Genomic DNA, 17263 nt, shown 5'->3' on the forward strand with positions numbered 1-17263 from the left:
ACTGCCCGCGCACTGCATGTTCTTCGGGGGTCCGGGTGGCGGAGCCCCCGGCCTGGGGCGAAGCCCCGGATGTCACCGCCTATCCTTCGGGGGTCCGGGTGGCGAAGCCCCCGGCCCGGGGCGAAGCCCCGGATGTCACCGCCTGCCCTTCAGGGATCCGGGTGGCAGAGCCCCCAGCCCGAGGCGAAGCCCCGGATGTCACCGTGGTCTCCCGTGCGCGTCGCTCGACCAGCGGCAGGGAGCGCAACTGACGCTCCAGATGCCACTGCAGGTGTGCCGCGACCAGGCCGCTCGCATCGCGGCGGGTGCCGGGCAGGGTCGACTCGGCCATCGGCCATTCGCCGTGGAGCAGGGCGGTGAGCAGGTCCAGGACCTCGGGCGCCGGGTGCACGGAGCCGGGGACGCGGCAGTCCTGGCACATCGAGCCGCCGGCGGCGACGCTGAACGCGACGTGCGGGCCGGGCAGGCCGCAGCGGGCGCACTCGGTGAGCGCGGGCGCCCAGCCGGCGTAGGACATCGCGCGGAGGAAGAACGCGTCGAGCACGAGGGAGGCGTCCCGCTCTCCGGCGGCGAGCGAGCGCAGCGCGCCGCAGACGAGGAGGTAGAGCTTGAGCACCGGCTCGCCCTCTTCGGCCGAGAGCCGGTCCGCGGTTTCGGCGATCGCGCTGGCCGCGGTGTAGCGCTGGTAGTCGGCGACCAGCGGGATTGCGAACGCGTCCACGGTCTCGACCTGGGTGATCACGTCGAGCGTGCGGCCGGTGTAGAACTGGACGTCCACGTGGCCGAACGGCTCCAGCCGCGCCCCGAAGCGGGAGGACGTCCGCCGCACACCCTTCGCGACGGCGCGGACCTTGCCGTGCCGCCGGGTCAGCAGGGTGACGATCCGGTCGGCCTCACCCAGCTTGTGCGTGCGCAACACCACCCCGGTGTCGCGGTAGAGGTTCACCACCCCGACATCGTCCCACTATCGGACGACGCCGGGGTGGACCGACCCGGGTTCAGCAGTACGAGCCGTAGCAGTAGGTGCTGACGGTCGCGGCGGTGGCGATCGAGATGATGATCAGCACGATGGCCAGGACGCAGCCGATGCTGCCCAGGATGGTGGAGATCAGGCAGAGCGTCTTGGTGGTGCGCGACGCCTGCTCCGCCATCATGTAGTTGCCCTGCATCTTGTACGTGCCGACCTCGTTCGACTTCATGATCGCGAAGATGCCGAGGATGAGGCCGCCGAGGAAGAGCGACGCGATGGCCCAGCCCTTGTAGTCCTTGATGGCGTTGATGTCGCCACCACCGCCGGGCATGCCGTAACCCGGGGCGCCGAAACCGCCGGTGGGCGGCTGGCCGTAGGGCGCGGGCTGGCCGTACGGCGCGGGCATGCCCCCGGACGGCGGGCCGTAACCCGGCTGCTGCTGCGGGAAACCGCCGGACTGCGGCTGCTGACCGTAAGGCGGCTGCTGCTGGCCGTAGGGATTGGTCATGAACGTCTACCCCAATTACTCGTGAACTTCCACCGGCACATCCCGGCGGTGGTGCGGAAAGTCAGGTGCCGCGGCTACTGCTGCGGCGGCTGGCCGGGCTGCTGCGGCGGCTGCTGCCCGAACTGGCCCGGCTGGATCTTCTGGGTCGCCTCGGCCTCGCCTTGGGCCTCGGGACGCAGCATCTGGGTGCGCTCGGCACCTTCGTCGAACGGCGACGCGCCGCTGTCGGAGCCCGGACGGAGCATCTGGGTCCGCTCGGCGCCTTCGTCGAAGGCGCCCTGCCCCGGGGGCGGCGCCAGCGGCTGGCCCTGCGGCTGGCCGAAGCCGCCGGACTGGGGCTGCTGCGGGAAACCACCGGACTGGGGCTGCTGACCGAAGCCGCCCGGCGCGGGCTGCTGCGGGAAACCACCGGACTGCGGCTGGTCGAACCCGCCGGACTGCGGCTGTTGCGGGAAACCGCCCTGCTGAGGCTGGCCGAACTGCTGCCCCGCCGGCGGGTAGCCGCCGCCGAAGGGCTGCGCGCCGGGCTGGCCCATGCCGGGCTGACCGTGCGGCGCGGCGTCGTCGGCGTTGATGACGACGGTGCCGATGATCTTGTCGGAGAGGGTCTGGGACTTGTCGTCCCACAGCGGCCACAGATAACCGACGTAGCAGATGACGCCGTCCACGAAGTGGGCGAGGTCGCGCAGGAACGCCATGCCGGCGCCGATCGGCTGGCCGGTGGACTCGCCGACGAGCTTGATCTTCGTGATCCGCTTGCCGAGCGACTGGCCGGTGCTGCCCTGCGTGATCCACCGGTTGTAGATCGACCAGCCGATGCCGGCGAGCCCGCCGATCAGGTACAGGATGGTGCCGAGGGTGTAGCTGCCGGCGATCGTCACGAAGAACCCGAGCAGGTCGATGACGATGATCGGGGCGATGTCGATCAGCAGAGCGCCGGCGCGAAGCCCCCAGGGCGCGTAGTTCTGGGGCGGCCCGAACGGCGTGCCCTGCTGGCCGAACGGCGCGGGCTGCCCGAACGGGGCCTGCTGACCGTACGGCGCCTGCTGCCCGTACGGCGGCGGCGCCTGTCCCGGCTGCGGCTGTCCGAACGGCTGCTGGCCGCCGGGCTGTTGCCCGAACGGCTGCTGACCGTAGGGATCGGTCATGTGGGTCTCCCCCTCGCTGGTCACTCCACCCGCACACCTCATGCGGAACCGGCCCGAATGTACGGCACGGTCCGCGGGAGCGTACTCGGTTCGCGTTCGCCCGCGTGTGTCAGGCGTCCGCTGTCCGAGTGAACGTCGTGGAGGTCCGACGCGTTACACGGCGCGCCGGTTCCGCTCCGTCGCGATTCAGACGCGCAAACCGGTGAACGGGGCGAACGGCAGGTTGCGGACGACGAACCAGACGGCGAACACGACGCCGACGGCGAGTGGCGTCCAGCGCCAGTGCAGCCAGCTGTTCACCCAGCGGCCGCGCAGCCGCCCGAGGGTCCAGGCGGCCGTGCTCCAGACGAAGAGCAGCACGAACACGAGCGAGACGGCGTTGTAGTGCAGGGCCGCGGGAAGATCGCCGTGCATCAGGCTGTAGGCCATCCGCATGCCGCCGCAGCCGGGGCAGTCGATGCCGAGCAGGGCCTTGGTCGGGCAGACCGGGAGCCAGCCGCCGGGGGTGGTGGGGTCGCCGATCCAGACGGCCACGCAGCACGCGCCGAGCCCGCCCACGACGGCCATCGGGGCGCTCAGGGCGCGCAGTTTGGCCTTGGTCCCCAGGGCCGGGAATCCCGTGTAGACGGTCGTCACGACGCCAGCCCCCAGAACGAGACGCCGACGACCGCGAACATCACGACGACGAAGATCAGGTAGAGCGCGATCAGGATGCCGACCGAGATCGCCGACCACATCGCCCACTTGCGGGCGTCGTCGGCGGCCCGGTGCGCCTCGGCGTGGAACCCCTGGAACCACAGGGTGTTGACCTGGTTCGCCTTCACGATGGCGACGATACCCAACGGCAGGCAGCACATCACCGTCGCCAGGATCGCCCAGACCAGATTGTTCTCCGGGGGCGGCCCGTAGTTCGGCTGCCAGCCGTACGGGGGTTGCTGCGGGTACGGCTGGGTCACCGGTATCGCCTCCTGCTGCCGACGGTCGTCAGTGGGACGCGGCGTCGTCGAGCAGCGTTCCCAGCAGCAGCACACCGCCGACGACCAGGGCCACCCAGAACACCACCCCGACCACGCCGCCGATGATCGCCCAGCGCCGCGCGGCCCCGGCCGCGCCCCGGGCGGCGTCCGGCTCGCCCTGGGCCCAGAGCCGCTCCACCTTGGCCGACTGGAAGATCGAGACGATGCCGAAGGGCAGGCAGAGGATCGCGGCGACGATGCCCCAGGCGAGATTGCTCGACGGCGGGGGCCCGGGGTTGTAGTCGGCGGGCGGGCGCGGACGCTCGGTCACGTCAGAACCCGAGCCGGCGCAGCTGGCGGGGGTCGCGCTGCCACTCTTTGGCCACCTTGACGTGCAGGTCGAGGTAGACCTTCGAGCCGAGCAGCGCCTCGATGTTCTTGCGGGCGGTCGCGCCGACCTCGCGCAGCCGCTCGCCCTTGTGCCCGAGGATGATGCCCTTCTGGCTGGGCCGCTCCACGTACAGGAACGCGTGCACGTCGATGAGGTCGTCGCGGCCTTCGCGCGGCAGCATCTCCTCGACCGTGACGGCGATCGAGTGCGGCAGCTCGTCGCGGACGCCTTCCAGCGCCGACTCGCGGATGAGCTCGGCGACCAGCGTCTGCTCGGGTTCGTCGGTGAGCTCGCCGCCCGGGTAGAGCTGCGGGCCTTCGGGGAGCCTCGTGACGAGCAGGTCCGCGAGGGCGCCGACCTGGAAACCGTCCACCGCGGACACCGGGATCAGCTCGGCGAAGTCCATCACGCCCTGCAGCGCGAGCAGCTGCTCGGCGACCTGCTGCGGCTGGACCAGGTCGGTCTTGGTGACGATGCCGATGACCGGGGTCCGCTTGGCGATCTTCTGCAGCTCGGCGGCGATGAACTTGTCGCCGGGCCCGATCTTCTCGTTGGCCGGCACGCACAGGCCGACGACGTCCACTTCGGACCACGTCGTGTGCACGATGTCGTTGAGCCGCTCGCCGAGCAGGGTGCGCGGGCGGTGCAGACCGGGGGTGTCGATGAGGACGAGCTGGGCGTCCTCGCGGTGCACGATGCCGCGGATCGCGTGGCGGGTCGTCTGCGGTTTGCTCGACGTGATGGCGACCTTGCTGCCCACGAGCGCGTTGGTCAGCGTCGACTTGCCGGCGTTGGGCCGGCCGACGAAGCAGGCGAAGCCGGAACGGTGTTCGCTCATCGCTTCAGCACCTCGATGACGTCGCCCGCCGGGTCGGCGAGGATGATCGGCGCGTACTTCGCGATGTCGCGGATCGCGTGCCGGGACGCCTCCTTGAGCAGGCCCTCCCCGGTGACGACAGCGGCGGCTTCGATGCCTTCGGCGCCGCTGGAGAGCGCGGCGGCCACGGCGGCCTGCAGCGCGGTGAGCTTGAAGGACGGCTGGTCGACGGTGCCCGCGGTGTACGTGCGGCCGTCGGTGTCGCGGACGGCCGCGCCTTCCGAGGCCTGGATCCGGGCGCGCGAGGACCGGGCGAGGGTGACCAGCTTCTGGTCCTCCGCCTCGAGGTCAGGCATGTTCGACGCTCCTGTCGCGTTCGTCGGGGTGGGGCAGGCGCGTGCGGCGCCGGGTGGTCCGGTCGGCCGGGTCGGTCATCGCGTCGGCGTCGGCCGGGTGCACGACCACCGAGGTGATGCGCATGCGGCCGCGCCGATCCTTGCCGCCTTCGGCGAACAGCCGGAGGCCGGCGACCTCGGCTTCGGCCCCCGGTAGCGGGACCCTACCCAGTCGTTCCGCGAGCAGCCCGCCCACGGTCTCCACGTCGTGGTCTTCGAGGTCGATGCCGAACAGCTCGCCGAGGTCGTCGATGCCCATCCGCGACGAGACGCGGACCGCGCCGTCGTCGAGCTCTTCGACCTCGGGACGTTCGTCGGCGTCGGACTCGTCGGTGATCTCGCCGACGATCTCCTCGAGGACGTCCTCGATGGTGAGCAGCCCGGCGGTGCCGCCGTACTCGTCGACGGCGATGGCCATGTGGTTGTGCGAGCGCTGCATCTCCTTGAGCAGCTCGTCGAGCCGCTTGGAGTCGGGGACGAAGCCGGCCTCGTTCATCAGCGTGTCGACCACGGTGCTCGGGCCGTCCGGGTCCATGTACCCGGCCATGAGGTCCTTGATGTTGACGACGCCGACGATGTCGTCGACGGACTCGTCGATCACCGGCAGCCGGGTGAAGCCGGTGCGCAGGGCCAGCGCGAGGGCCTGGCGGACGGTCTTGGTGCGTTCGATCCAGACGATCTCGGTGCGCGGCACCATCACCTCGCGGGCGACGGTGTCGCCGAGCTCGAACACCGAGTGGATCATCTCGCGCTCGGAGTCCTCGACGACGCCGCGTTCCTGGGCGAGGTCGACGAGCTCGCGCAGCTCGACCTCGGAGGTGAACGGGCCTTCGCGGAAGCCCCGGCCGGGCGTGATGGCGTTGCCGACGAGGATCAGCAGCCGCGACAGCGGGCCGAGGACGGAGCCGAGGACGCGGACGGGCCCGGCGACGTAGCGGCCGATGCGGTAGGGGTGCTGCCGGCCGAGGGTGCGCGGGCCGACGCCGATGAGGACGTAGCTCACGACGATCATCACGACCGCGGTGACCAGCACGGCGAGGCCGAGCGGCGCCACTCGGGTGCCGACGAAGACGGTGACCAGCACGGTGGCCGTGAGCTCGCAGCCGAGGCGCAGCAGGAGCAGCAGGTTGATGTGCCGGCGCCGTTCGGCGACGACCGCGGCGAGGTGGCCGGCGCCGGCCAGGCCCATCCGGGCGAGGCCGTCCGCACGGGCCTGCGACACGGTGCTGACGGCGGCGTCGGCCGCCGCGAACACGCCCGCGAGCAGCACGAGCGCGATCGCGAAGAGGAGCTGGACCATGGCTGGCGCCTAGGGCGTTTCCCCGGCGGGTGGCCCGGCGTCGGCGACCGGCTCGGCGTCCGCGTCGAGCCCGGCGATGCCGAGGACACGATCGTCGGTGTTGCGCTGGGCGTCCCGCTTCTCCAGCGCGGCGACGGCGTCCTGGTACTCGCCGAGGATGCGCTTCTGGAGCGCGAACATCTCGCGTTCCTCGGCGGGCTCGGCGTGGTCGTAGCCGAGGAGGTGGAGGCAGCCGTGCACGGTGAGCAGGTGCAGCTCGTCGATCAGGCGGTGGCCCGCGGTCTTGGCCTGGTCCTTGGCGAACGCCGGGCAGAGCACGATGTCCCCGAGCAGCGCCGGGGACGCGTCGGGCGCGTCGGGGCGGCGGGAGGAGTCGAGCTCGTCCATCGGGAAGGCCATCACGTCGGTGGGCCCGGGCAGGTCCATCCAGCGTTCGTGGAGGTCTTCCATGACTTCGAGGGTGACCAGGAGGATGGACAGCTCGGCGAGCGGGCTGACCTCCATCTTCTCGAGGGCGTAGCGGGCCGCGGAGACGATGGACGTCTCGTCGACGTCGACGCCGGACTCGTTGGCGATTTCGATGCTCAACGCCGGTTGCCCTTCCAGCCGTTGCTCTGCTGGTCCTGGGCGTCCTGCACGGCTTGCCACTTCTCGTAGGCGTCGACGATGTCGCCGACGAGCTTGTGCCGGACGACGTCCTGGCTGGTCAGTTCGGAAAAGTGCAGCCCCTCGACGCCGGCGAGGATGTCGCGGACGACGCGGAGGCCGCTGCGCTGCCCGTTGGGCAGGTCGACCTGGGTGATGTCACCGGTGACGACGATCTTGGAGCCCTGCCCGAGGCGGGTGAGGAACATCTTCATCTGCTCGGGCGTGGTGTTCTGGGCCTCGTCGAGGATGATGAAGGCGTCGTTCAGGGTGCGGCCACGCATGTAGGCCAGCGGCGCGATCTCGATGGTGCCCGCCTGCATGAGCCGGGGGATCGACTCGGGCTCGACCATGTCGTGCAGCGCGTCGTAGAGCGGCCGCAGGTAGGGGTCGATCTTCTCGTTCAGCGTGCCGGGCAGATAGCCGAGGCGCTCGCCGGCTTCGACGGCGGGGCGGGTCAGCACGATGCGGGTGACCTGCTTGGCCTGGAGGGCCTGGACGGCCTTCGCCATGGCGAGGTAGGTCTTGCCGGTGCCGGCCGGGCCGATGCCGAAGACGACGGTGTGCTTGTCGATGGCGTCGACGTAGCGCTTCTGGTTGAGCGTCTTGGGCCGGATGGTCTTGCCGCGGCGGGAGACGATGTTGAGGCTGAGGACCTCGGCCGGCGAGGCGTCGCCGGTGGAGAGCATGCCGATGGTGCGGCGGACGGTGTCGGGGCCGACCTGCTGGCCGCCGGTGGCGAGCTGCAGGAGCTCGGCGAAGACGCGTTCGCCGAACGCGACGTCGGCGGGGGTGCCGGTCAGGGTGACCTCGTTGCCGCGCACGTGCACGTCGGCGGCGAGGAGTTCCTCGGCGACACGCAGGTTCTCGTCGCGGGAGCCGAGCAGGCTGAGGGCGGCGGCGTCGGGGATCGGGAACCGGGACTGTGCTGCCTGTGTCGCCTGGGCGGCGTTGTCCTCGGTCTTGGCGACGTCTCCGGGGACGTCGGGTCGGGCGGCTCCACCCGGTGCGGTTCCGGCCACGTGGCCTCGGCCCTGCTTTCTCGGTGAGGGACTACTGACCCTCCTGATGCTACTGGCACCCACCGACAGAACGCAGACGGGTTTCCGCTAATCAGCCCGCATGAGCCCCGAAGAACCCCAAGGGCTCCCCACCGAGCACGTGGGCGTGAACGTGGAACACGGTCTGCCCGGCATCCCCATCGGTGTTGAAGACGACCCGGTACCCGCTGGTGACGATGCCCTCGAGCTCAGCGACCTTCCGGGCAGCGGCAACAACCTCGCTCAGCAACCCCGGATCAGCGGCGGCAAGCTCCCCCAGGTTCCGATACCGCTTCTTGGGCACCACAAGCACGTGAACCCGAGCCTGAGGCGAGATATCCCGGAACGCAAAGGTCGTCTCGTCCTCATAGACGACATCGGCAGGAACCTCACCAGCAATGATCCGCTCGAAGAGAGTCGCGTCCTCACTCATGCAACAAACCCTAGCGACCCCCACAAGCCGACCACACAAGGCAAGGCGACCACATGAGGCAAGGCGAGTGAAGCGAGCGAGCCAGGCGACCACACGAGGCGAGGGCCGAAGGCCCGAGCAAGGAACGCGCCTTTTGAACGACAGCCACACAAAACCCGCGGGGGTCCGGGGCTTGCCCCGGCTGGGGGTCTGGGGGTTTGACCCCCCAGAAGACACAACGAACGCGAAGCGGCCGAAGCGAAGCGAGGGCAAGCGAAGCGGAAGATGCCGCGCAGCGGCGGATCCTGGGGGTCGATCCGCCGCTTGCGCGGCTCCGCCGGACCGAGGGGGGAGGTGCCCGGCGGGGTCTGTGTTTCCCAGTGGCGCGCCGAAACACTGTGTGGCGCGTTAGTAAACGAGAGTAACGGGTCGGAGTGTGATCGCGCCATAACTGGGCGCAAAATCCGGGCCCTTTTTTCGGGGTGATCTTTTCAGTGCCAGTCAGTGCCAGTCAGTGCCAGCGGGTGGTGAGGGCGCCCAGGGCGCCGAGGGCGACGGCCGCGGCGGTGGAGGTGCGCAGGACGGTGGTGCCGAGGCGGACGGCTCGGGCGCCGGCTTCGCGGAGGGTGCGGAGTTCGTCGTCGGTGATGCCGCCCTCGGGGCCGACGACGAGGAGGATGTCGCCGGTGTCGGGCAGCGTCAGGTCGGTGAGCCGGTCCGGGACGTCGGACTCGAGGACGAGCGACAGTGTCATTGCATCGGCGAGGCCGGCGAGTTCGCGGGTGCCGACGGGTTCGGTGACGTCGGGGACGTGGGCGCGGCGGGCTTGCTTGGCGGCGGAGCGGGCGGTGGCGCGCCAGCGGGCGAGTGCTTTGCCGCCGCGGCCGCCGTCGTCCCATTTGGCGACGCTGCGGGCGGCGCGCCAGGGGACGATGGCGTCGGCGCCGGCTTCGGTGGCGAGTTCGACGGCGAGTTCGCCGCGGTCGCCTTTGGCGAGGGCCTGCGCCACCACGACGCGCAGGGCGGGTGGCTCCTCGGTCCAGCTTTCCTCGACGGTGAGGGTCAGCTGTGCGTCGCGGCCCGGCTGGACGGCCTCGACGACGCAGCGGGCCATGCCGCCGGCGCCGTCGGAGAGGATCAGCCGCTCCCCCGCGCGCAGGCGGCGGACGGTCGCCGCGTGCCGGGCTTCCTCGCCGTCGAGGACCGCGGTGCCGCCGGCGGGCACCGCGGATGCGAGGAAGACCGGCAGGGTGGTGTCGGGCACGGCGTGGCTCAGCGGTGGTTCTTGGCGCGCAGCTTGGAGAACAGGCCGCCGTGCTTGTTGCCGTTGGATGCCAGGGTCGGGACTTCTTCGCCGCGCTGCGTGGCGAGGTCCATGAGCAGCTCGCGCTGGGCTTCGTCGAGCTTGGTCGGGACGACGACGTCGATGTGGACGTGGAGGTCGCCGCGGCCGTCGACGCGGCCCGAGGACCGCAGCCGCGGCATGCCCTTGCCGGTGAGCACCAGTTCGGCGTTGGGCTGGGTGCCCGGTTCGACGTCGAGCTCGTAGTCGCCGTCGACCAGGGTGGCGATGGGCACCGTGGCGCCGAGCGCGGCCGTGGTCATCGGGATGCGGAAGTTGCAGTGCAGGTCGTGGCCCTGGCGGACGAAGACCTCGTGGGGGGTCTCGTCGATCTCGACGTACAGGTCGCCGGCCGGGCCGCCGCCGGGGCCGACTTCGCCCTGGCCGGAGAGGCGGATGCGCATGCCGTCGCCGACGCCCGGCGGGATCTTCGCGGTGACGTTGCGGCGCGCGCGGATGCGGCCGTCGCCGCCGCACTGGCGGCAGGGGTCGGAGATGACCTCGCCGAAGCCGCGGCAGACCGGGCAGGGGCGGGCCGTGACGACCTGGCCGAGGAAGGACCGCTGGACGGACTGGACCTCGCCGGCGCCGCCGCAGGTGTCGCAGGTCTTGACGCCGGTGCCCTCGGTGGTGCCCGCGCCGCGGCAGAGGTCGCAGACGATCGCGGTGTCGACCGCGATCTCCTTGTCCACGCCGGTCGCGCAGTCCTCGAGGGACAGGCCGAGCCGGATCAGCGCGTCGGAACCGGGCTGGACCCGGCTGCGCGGGCCTCGCCCGCGCCCGCCACCGCCGCCGGCCGCGCCGAAGAACGCGTCCATGATGTCGCCGAGGCCGCCGAAGCCCGCGAACGGGTCACCGCCGCCCGCGCCGCCGCGGCCGCCGCCGTCCATCGGGTCGCCGCCGAGGTCGACGACCTTGCGCTTCTGCGGGTCGGACAGCACCTCGTAGGCGGTCGTCACCTCGCCGAACTTGTGCTGCGCGTCCTCCGACGGGTTGACGTCGGGGTGCAGCTCTCGGGCCAGCTTCCGGTACGCGCGCTTGATGTCCTGGTCGCTCGCGTTCTTCGCCACCCCGAGGATGCCGTAGTAGTCCCTCGCCACCGTCTCTGCTTCTCCTTCTGCTCTGCCCGGCTCAGCGGCCGGACAGGATCTGACCCACGTAGTTGGCGACCGCGCGCACCGCGGCGATCGTGCCGGGGTAGTCCATCCGGGTCGGGCCGACCACCCCCATGCCGCCGAGCACCATGTCCTGGCCGTATCCGATGGAGACGACCGAGGTGCTGCGCATCTGCTCGTCCTCATTTTCCTCACCGATGCGCACGGTGATCGCACCGGGGTTGCGGGTGGCGGCGAGGAGCTTGAGGACGACGACCTGCTCCTCGAGCGCTTCGAGGACCTGGCGCAGCGAGCCGGGGAAGTCCGCGACGTTGCGGGTGAGGTTCGCCGTACCGCCCAGGACCAGGCGTTCTTCCGGGTGTTCGGCCAGTGATTCGACCAGGACCGTGCAGACGCGGATGAGCGCGTCGCGCAGCTCGCCGGGCGACTTGTCGGGCAGTTCGGCGACGCGCGCGGCGGCCTCGTTGAGCCGCCGACCGGCCATCGCGGCGTTGAGCACCGCGCGCAACCGCGCGACGCCGTCCTCGGTGATGACGTCGCCGAGGTCGACGGTCCGCTGGTCGACGCGGCCGGAGTCGGTGATCAGCACCAGCATCAGCCGCGCCGGGGTGAGCGGCACCACCTCGAGGTGGCGCACCGCGGCGTTGGTCAGCATCGGGTACTGGACGACGGCGACCTGCCGGGTCAGCTGCGCGAGCAGCCGGACCGAGCGGCGCAGGACGTCGTCGAGGTCGGTGCCGCTGTCGAGGAACGTCGTGATCGCGCGGCGCTCGGCCGCGCTCAGCGGCTTGATCTCGGAGAGCCGGTCGACGAAGAGCCGGTAGCCCTTGTCGGTCGGGATCCGCCCGGCGCTGGTGTGCGGCTGGGTGATGTACCCCTCTTCTTCGAGGGTGGCCATGTCGTTGCGCACGGTGGCGCTCGACACGCCCAGGTTGTGCCGTTCGACGATCGTCTTCGAGCCGACCGGCTCCTGGTTGGAGACGTAGTCGGCGACGATCGCGCGCAGCACGTCGAAGCGGCGTTCGTCCGCGTTGGCCACCGGTTCCTCACCCACTTCGCTCGCTGCTCATGCCGAGTTTACGGAAGCCTGAGCCGGTCGCGCTCAACACCGCCCGTCTCGCCCCGGGTAAAGAACGGACAAATGAATTCCCATGCGTTGTTCTCGGAAAGATTTTCCGGGTTGTCGGCGGAACCGAAACGGGGTTTGCTGCCTCTGATCCGCATGCCCTCCCCCGACTTTCGAGGTCGCCGTGAACACCACTGAACCCGCTTCGGCCGGAATGCCCGAAATCGCCCGACGCGCCGCGGAGGCCAAGGTCCGCCTCCAGCACATCTCGGCGACGGCCACGAGCGCCGACGGCGCCGTCACGGTGACCGTCAACACCAGCGGTGCGCTGCAGGAACTCACCTTCGGGCCGCGTGCCGACGAGCTGCCGCGCGCCCGCCTCGCGGCGGCCGTGGTGGCCACCGCGAAACGCGCCCAGGTGCAGGCGGCCCAGCAGCTGACGAGCGTGATGGCCCCGGTGATCGGCGCGGACAGCGACGCGATGAAATTCCTCCGGGAACAGATTCCCGAGCCGGAATTGCCCGAAGAGGAATCACCTCGGGAATTCGCCCGGAAACCGCCGCCGCGGCCGGGTGAGGACGAGGACTTCGGCGGCCCGATCCTGCGCCGGGGGCTGTGATGACCGCCATGAAGGTCGACTTCGACGTCCTCGGCGGCCACGAGGACGAGATCCGCGAGGTCGCCGGCAAGGTGCAGCAGGCGCTCGACGCCGCGGGCACCGCCCAGGCGCTCGACTTCGACGCGTTCGGCATCGTCGGGCAGGTCTTCGCCGTCCCGATCCAGGGGTGGATCGACCAGGCCGACGGCTTCCTCCAGGCCGCCGTCGACGCCGGGCACGACGTCGCGGACCGGGTGAAGACCGCGCACACGGCGTTCAGCGAGCACGAGCAGCACACCAGGAACCTGATCGAAGGCATCGGCAAGGAGCTGCCGGCATGACCGAGACGCAGGAGAACCCGCTGGTCGCGACGAGCGAGTCCCCGGGCGGTTTCTGGAGCGGGATGGGTGACGGCTCGAAGGGCGAGCTGGACAACGTCAACGCCCAGACCGGCGGCGCCGGCATCTTCAGCGACGCCGCCTCGACGCTGACCGACGCGCGCAACGGCGACTGGGGCAACCTCGCCATGGACGTCGGCACCGACGCCCTCGACCTGCTCGGCGCGGCGATGGACCCGCTCGGCACGCTGGCCGGCGCGGGGGTCGGCTGGCTGATCGAGCACATCAGCTTCCTCAAGGACGGTCTCGACAAGCTCGCCGGCAAGCCCGAAGCCGTCACGGCCAAGGCCGTGACCTGGTCGAACATCTCGAAGCAGCTCACCGAGACGGCCGAGCAGTACGAGCGGACGGCGGCGAAGGTCGGGCAGTCGTTCAGCGACTGCGGCTCCGCGGAGGCGTACCAACGGACGGCGGAGAGCTACGTCGGCGTCCTGCGCGGAGCGGCTTCGCACGCCGACAGCGCGTCGACGGCGATGAACGTCGGCGCCGCGCTGGTCGGCACCGAGCGCGGGCTGATCCGCGACATGATCTCGTCGTTCGTCGGTGAGCTGATCGTCAAGGCGCTGGCCGCGCTGGCCGCGTCGTGGTGCACCTTCGGCGGGACGATCGCGGCGTTCATCGCCGACACCGTCGTCGAGGGCGGGGTCCTGGCGGAGAAGATCAGCACGCGCATCACGAAGATCGTCGAGAAGCTGGAGAGCCTCGCGAAGGGCGCCGGCAAGTCGAAGGCGGCCCTGGAGGGCGCGGCGAACGCGCTGAAGAAGGTGGGCAAGGGCGTCGACAAGCTGGTGGACAAGAGCGTCGACACGGCCGCGGGCATCGAGCGCAAGGCGAACGAGCTGAAGCAGGCCGGCAAGGAAGCGAAGTCCGCCGAGGAGACGGCGAAGGGCTGGAGTGACGCCGCCGAGTCGCACGTCCCCGGCCGCGAAAAGGTCGAAGGTGCCGGCGACAAGTACTCGGAGGACGGCCGCAGCGCGCTCAAGCCGGCGGAGTGGCAGAAGGCCGGCGGCTATCCGGGGTGGAGCACCGCCGACACCGTCGGGGTCGTGACCGAGGGCCGCCGTCAGGAGAACGAACAGATCGACCGCTACCACGAGGGCCAGGAGGCCTACGAGAAGGAACACCCCGAAGGCGAGGCCGAGTGATCGAGCAGGCCGAGGTGGAGCTGGCCAACCGCCACGGCCGGCTCCACCCCTCGCAACGGGGGAAGCTGCTCGACCTCAACTTCTGGGTGGCGGCCGTCCTGGTCGTCGCCGGTCTCGTGGTGGCGGTGCTGCTCTCCGCCGTGGCGGAGACCGCCGCCGAAGGCCTCGGCACCATCGTCCCGATCCTGGCGATCACCGCCTGGTTCGCGTTCGTCTGCTGGCGCCGGCTGGCGGACGTGCGGAGCGGGCAGCTGGTCGCGACCACGGGCTGGACCCACGACTTCGGCACGCGACGGCCCGCCGGCGACTACCCGATCGCGCTCTCCACCCGGCTCAGCCAGGGCTACAACGAGCACTACTACCTGAAGGCGGGCGGCCGGGTCCGGCCGCTGGAGCGGAAGCTCCGCGAGCGGATCCAGCCGGACCGCGCCAACACCGTCTACACCACGCCGCGCAGCAAGCTGCTGATCAACGTGCTCCCCGCCTGACACAGCCGGTCGTGAGTGTTCAGGGCGGTTAGAACCGCCCTGAACACTCACGACCTCAGCCGAGCGCTAGGCGGCCGCCGCGGACAGGGCGTCGAACTCGGCGTCCGTCAGCTCGATGTCCGCCGCCGCGATGTTGTCCTCGACGTGCGCGACCGAGGACGTGCCCGGGATCGGCAGCACCACCGGCGAGCGCTTGAGCAGCCAGGCCAGCGCGAGCTGCGACGGCGACGCGTCGTGCTCCTTGGCCAGGGTGCCCAGCGGGCTGTCCGGGCCGGCGAGCGCGCCGGTGGCCAGCGGGAACCACGGGATGAACGCGATGCCGTGCTCGGTGGCGTGCTCCAGCAGCGGCTCGGCGTCGCGCTTGGCCAGGTTGAACATGTTCTGCACGGACACGATCTCCGCGGTCTTCTGCGCCTCCTGCAGGTCCGCGACGCCGACCTCGGACAGGCCGATGTGCCGGATCTTGCCCTCGTCCTGCAGCTTCTTCAGCTCCCCGACCTGCTCGGCGACCGGCACCTTCGGGTCGATGCGGTGCAGCTGCAGCAGGTCGATCCGCTCGAGGCCGAGGTGGCGCAGGCTCAGCTCGACCTGCTGGCGCAGGTACTCGGGGCGGCCGACCGGGACCCACTGGTCCGGCCCCTGCCGGGTGAAGCCGGCCTTCGTCGCGATGACGAGGTCGTCGGCGTACGGGTGCAGGGCCTTCTTGAGCAGCAGGTCGGCGACGAACGGGCCGTAGACGTCGGCCGTGTCGATCAGCGTGACACCCAGCTCGACGGCACGCCGCAGCACGCGGACGGCCTCGTCCGGGTCCTTCGGGTCGCCCCAGACGCCGGGACCGGTGAGCTGCATCGTGCCGTACCCCAGCCGGGTCACCGGCAGGTCGCCACCGATCGTGAACGAGCCGGAGTTCTTGGCGGGCTGGTCGCTCATAACGCGTCTCCATCGTTGTCGGGCGTGCTCCGGTGAGTACAACCACCCGAGCACGCCCGGCAATCCCGGATCACCTCACGAATTGCGCGGGAACCCCAGGTTCACCCCGGCGTGCGACCGGTCGGGCCAGCGCGACGTGACGACCTTGGTGCGCGTGAAGAAGTGGAACCCTTCCGGCCCGTACGCGTGGCTGTCGCCGAACAGCGAGTCCTTCCAGCCGCCGAAGGAGTAATAGCCGACCGGCACCGGGATCGGCACGTTGACGCCGACCATGCCGACCTCGACCTCGTTCTGGAACCGCCGCGCGGCCGCGCCGTCCCCGGTGAAGATCGCCGTGCCGTTGCCGTACGGGTTGGCGTTGATCAGGTCCAGCGCGTCGTCGTAGGACGCCGCGCGCGCCACCGACAGCACCGGGCCGAAGATCTCGTCGGTGTAGATCGACATCTCCGGGCGCACGTGGTCGAACAGCGTCGGGCCGAGCCAGAAGCCGTCGCCGGGCACCTCGACGCCGCGGCCGTCGACGACCAGCGACGCGCCCGCATCGACCCCGGCGTCCACATAGGACTCGACGCGCTCGTGGTGGGCGCGGGTGACCAGCGGGCCCATCTCGGACTCCGGGTCCCGGCCGTCGCCGACCTTCAGGTTCCCGATCCGCTCGGCGATCTTCGCGACCAGTTCGTCGCCGACCGGGTCGACGGCGACCACGACCGACACGGCCATGCAGCGCTCCCCCGCCGAGCCGAACCCGGCGGACACCGCGGCGTCGGCGGCCAGGTCGAGGTCGGCGTCCGGGAGCACGATCATGTGGTTCTTCGCACCGCCGAGAGCCTGGACGCGCTTGCCGTGCCGGGTGCCGGTCTCGTAGACGTACCGCGCGATCGGCGTCGACCCGACGAACGAGATCGCCTTGACGTCCCGGTGCTCCAGCAGCCCGTCGACCGCGACCTTGTCGCCGTGCAGCACGTTCAGCACCCCCGCGGGCAGCCCGGCCTCGGCGAAGAGCTCCGCGAGGAACACCGCCGCCGACGGGTCCTTCTCACTGGGCTTGAGCACGACGGTGTTGCCGCAGGCCAGCGCGTTCGGCACGAACCACAGCGGCACCATCGCCGGGAAGTTGAACGGCGAGATCACGCCGACCACCCCGAGCGGCTGGGCGATCGAATAGACGTCGACGCCGGTGGAGGCGTTCTCGCTGAAGCCGCCCTTGAGCAGCTGCGCGGCGCCGCAGGCGTACTCGACGTTCTCGATCGCGCGGGCGATCTCGCCGGCCGCGTCCGACTCGACCTTGCCGTGCTCGCTCGTGACGATCTTCGCCAGCTCGTGCTTGCGCGCCGAGAGCAGCTCGCGGAAGGCGAACAGCACCCGCGTCCGGCCGGCCAGCGACGTCCCGCGCCAGCCCGGCAGCGCCGCCGTCGCGGCCGCGACGGCCTGGTCGACCTCGGCCGGCCCGGCGAAGTCGACCTGCGCGCGGACCTGGCCGGTGGCGGGGTCGAACACGTCGCCGGAGCGCGCCGGGGTCCCGGCGAACGGCTTGCCGTCGATCCAGTGGCTGATGCGGTCGGTCACGACGGGCACTCCTTCGCTCGGGGACGTCCCTGC

Annotated in this window: 21 protein-coding genes; 4 read left to right on the forward strand and 17 right to left on the reverse strand. The window is 70.9% G+C overall.

Translation table 11 applies throughout. From position 1 onward, the window contains the following. Window positions 1-79 precede the first annotated feature (79 nt). The 15 genes from recO to hrcA form a co-directional block, all read right to left on the reverse strand. Entirely contained in the window at window positions 80-949 is an 870-nt protein-coding gene (recO, locus tag OHS18_RS17765) for a DNA repair protein RecO (protein ID WP_328451193.1), read from the reverse strand. A 49-nt stretch (window positions 950-998) separates the two neighbouring features. Continuing rightward, complete coding sequence (locus OHS18_RS17770; RefSeq protein ID WP_328617801.1) at window positions 999-1478, reverse strand: CD225/dispanin family protein; 480 nt, start codon at window positions 1476-1478, stop codon at window positions 999-1001. Between the two features lie 74 nt (window positions 1479-1552). Beyond that, window positions 1553-2626: an RDD family protein gene (locus OHS18_RS17775; RefSeq protein ID WP_328451189.1), complete on the reverse strand. Its 1074-nt coding sequence runs from the start codon at window positions 2624-2626 to the stop codon at window positions 1553-1555. 186 nt (window positions 2627-2812) lie between these two features. After that, window positions 2813-3262: a DUF2752 domain-containing protein gene (locus OHS18_RS17780; RefSeq protein WP_328451187.1), complete on the reverse strand. Its 450-nt coding sequence runs from the start codon at window positions 3260-3262 to the stop codon at window positions 2813-2815. Then, a complete protein-coding gene (locus tag OHS18_RS17785) occupies window positions 3259-3582 on the reverse strand; it encodes a CD225/dispanin family protein (RefSeq protein ID WP_328451185.1) in 324 nt (107 codons plus the stop codon). Before OHS18_RS17785 ends, OHS18_RS17780 begins: the two co-directional genes overlap by 4 nt. Window positions 3583-3610: 28 nt before the next feature. Then, on the reverse strand, window positions 3611-3913 hold the full coding sequence (locus OHS18_RS17790) for a CD225/dispanin family protein (protein ID WP_328451183.1): 303 nt from the start codon (window positions 3911-3913) through the stop codon (window positions 3611-3613). 1 nt (window position 3914) lies between these two features. Further along, window positions 3915-4811 carry a GTPase Era gene (era, locus tag OHS18_RS17795; RefSeq protein WP_328451181.1) on the reverse strand — a complete coding sequence of 299 codons (897 nt, stop codon included), beginning with the start codon at window positions 4809-4811 and terminating at the stop codon, window positions 3915-3917. Next, window positions 4808-5146 carry a cytidine deaminase gene (locus OHS18_RS17800; RefSeq protein WP_247055064.1) on the reverse strand — a complete coding sequence of 113 codons (339 nt, stop codon included), beginning with the start codon at window positions 5144-5146 and terminating at the stop codon, window positions 4808-4810. Before OHS18_RS17800 ends, era begins: the two co-directional genes overlap by 4 nt. After that, the gene (locus OHS18_RS17805) at window positions 5139-6485 is read right to left on the reverse strand and encodes a hemolysin family protein (RefSeq protein ID WP_328451177.1); all 1347 of its coding nucleotides are present in this window, start codon (window positions 6483-6485) and stop codon (window positions 5139-5141) included. Before OHS18_RS17805 ends, OHS18_RS17800 begins: the two co-directional genes overlap by 8 nt. Before the next feature lie 9 nt (window positions 6486-6494). Further along, window positions 6495-7073 carry an rRNA maturation RNase YbeY gene (gene ybeY, locus OHS18_RS17810; RefSeq protein ID WP_328451175.1) on the reverse strand — a complete coding sequence of 193 codons (579 nt, stop codon included), beginning with the start codon at window positions 7071-7073 and terminating at the stop codon, window positions 6495-6497. After that, window positions 7070-8152, reverse strand: a complete 1083-nt coding sequence (locus OHS18_RS17815) for a PhoH family protein (RefSeq protein ID WP_328451173.1) — start codon at window positions 8150-8152, stop codon at window positions 7070-7072. The genes ybeY and OHS18_RS17815 overlap by 4 nt, the downstream gene beginning before the upstream one ends. A gap of 91 nt (window positions 8153-8243) precedes the next feature. Next, window positions 8244-8603, reverse strand: a complete 360-nt coding sequence (locus OHS18_RS17820; protein WP_328451172.1) for a histidine triad nucleotide-binding protein — start codon at window positions 8601-8603, stop codon at window positions 8244-8246. Between the two features lie 490 nt (window positions 8604-9093). Beyond that, window positions 9094-9846, reverse strand: a complete 753-nt coding sequence (locus OHS18_RS17825) for a 16S rRNA (uracil(1498)-N(3))-methyltransferase (protein ID WP_328617802.1) — start codon at window positions 9844-9846, stop codon at window positions 9094-9096. 8 nt (window positions 9847-9854) lie between these two features. Continuing rightward, window positions 9855-11024 carry a molecular chaperone DnaJ gene (gene dnaJ, locus OHS18_RS17830; protein WP_328451168.1) on the reverse strand — a complete coding sequence of 390 codons (1170 nt, stop codon included), beginning with the start codon at window positions 11022-11024 and terminating at the stop codon, window positions 9855-9857. A 31-nt stretch (window positions 11025-11055) separates the two neighbouring features. Continuing rightward, on the reverse strand, window positions 11056-12078 hold the full coding sequence (hrcA, locus tag OHS18_RS17835) for a heat-inducible transcriptional repressor HrcA (protein WP_328618537.1): 1023 nt from the start codon (window positions 12076-12078) through the stop codon (window positions 11056-11058). Between the two features lie 211 nt (window positions 12079-12289). Here hrcA and OHS18_RS17840 point away from each other — a divergent pair, with 211 nt between their 5' ends. Genes OHS18_RS17840 through OHS18_RS17855 form a run of 4 tightly spaced genes read left to right on the forward strand, consistent with a single transcriptional unit; the run spans window position 12290 to window position 14734 of the window. After that, window positions 12290-12724: a YbaB/EbfC family nucleoid-associated protein gene (locus OHS18_RS17840; RefSeq protein WP_328451166.1), complete on the forward strand. Its 435-nt coding sequence runs from the start codon at window positions 12290-12292 to the stop codon at window positions 12722-12724. Further along, on the forward strand, window positions 12724-13044 hold the full coding sequence (locus OHS18_RS17845; protein ID WP_328617803.1) for a type VII secretion target: 321 nt from the start codon (window positions 12724-12726) through the stop codon (window positions 13042-13044). Before OHS18_RS17840 ends, OHS18_RS17845 begins: the two co-directional genes overlap by 1 nt. Further along, a complete protein-coding gene (locus tag OHS18_RS17850; RefSeq protein ID WP_328617804.1) occupies window positions 13041-14246 on the forward strand; it encodes a hypothetical protein in 1206 nt (401 codons plus the stop codon). Before OHS18_RS17845 ends, OHS18_RS17850 begins: the two co-directional genes overlap by 4 nt. After that, window positions 14243-14734 (forward strand): hypothetical protein, encoded by a 492-nt coding sequence (locus tag OHS18_RS17855; protein ID WP_328617805.1) that lies wholly within the window; start codon window positions 14243-14245, stop codon window positions 14732-14734. Before OHS18_RS17850 ends, OHS18_RS17855 begins: the two co-directional genes overlap by 4 nt. A 66-nt stretch (window positions 14735-14800) precedes the next feature. Here OHS18_RS17855 and OHS18_RS17860 read toward each other — a convergent pair whose 3' ends face one another. Together OHS18_RS17860 and OHS18_RS17865 are read right to left on the reverse strand one after the other, a co-directional pair. Beyond that, complete coding sequence (locus tag OHS18_RS17860; RefSeq protein WP_328617806.1) at window positions 14801-15664, reverse strand: aldo/keto reductase; 864 nt, start codon at window positions 15662-15664, stop codon at window positions 14801-14803. 75 nt (window positions 15665-15739) lie between these two features. Beyond that, the gene (locus OHS18_RS17865) at window positions 15740-17230 is read right to left on the reverse strand and encodes a CoA-acylating methylmalonate-semialdehyde dehydrogenase (protein WP_328617807.1); all 1491 of its coding nucleotides are present in this window, start codon (window positions 17228-17230) and stop codon (window positions 15740-15742) included. Window positions 17231-17263 lie beyond the last annotated feature (33 nt).

Source organism: Amycolatopsis sp. NBC_00355, assembly GCF_036104975.1.
Classification (GTDB): domain Bacteria; phylum Actinomycetota; class Actinomycetes; order Mycobacteriales; family Pseudonocardiaceae; genus Amycolatopsis.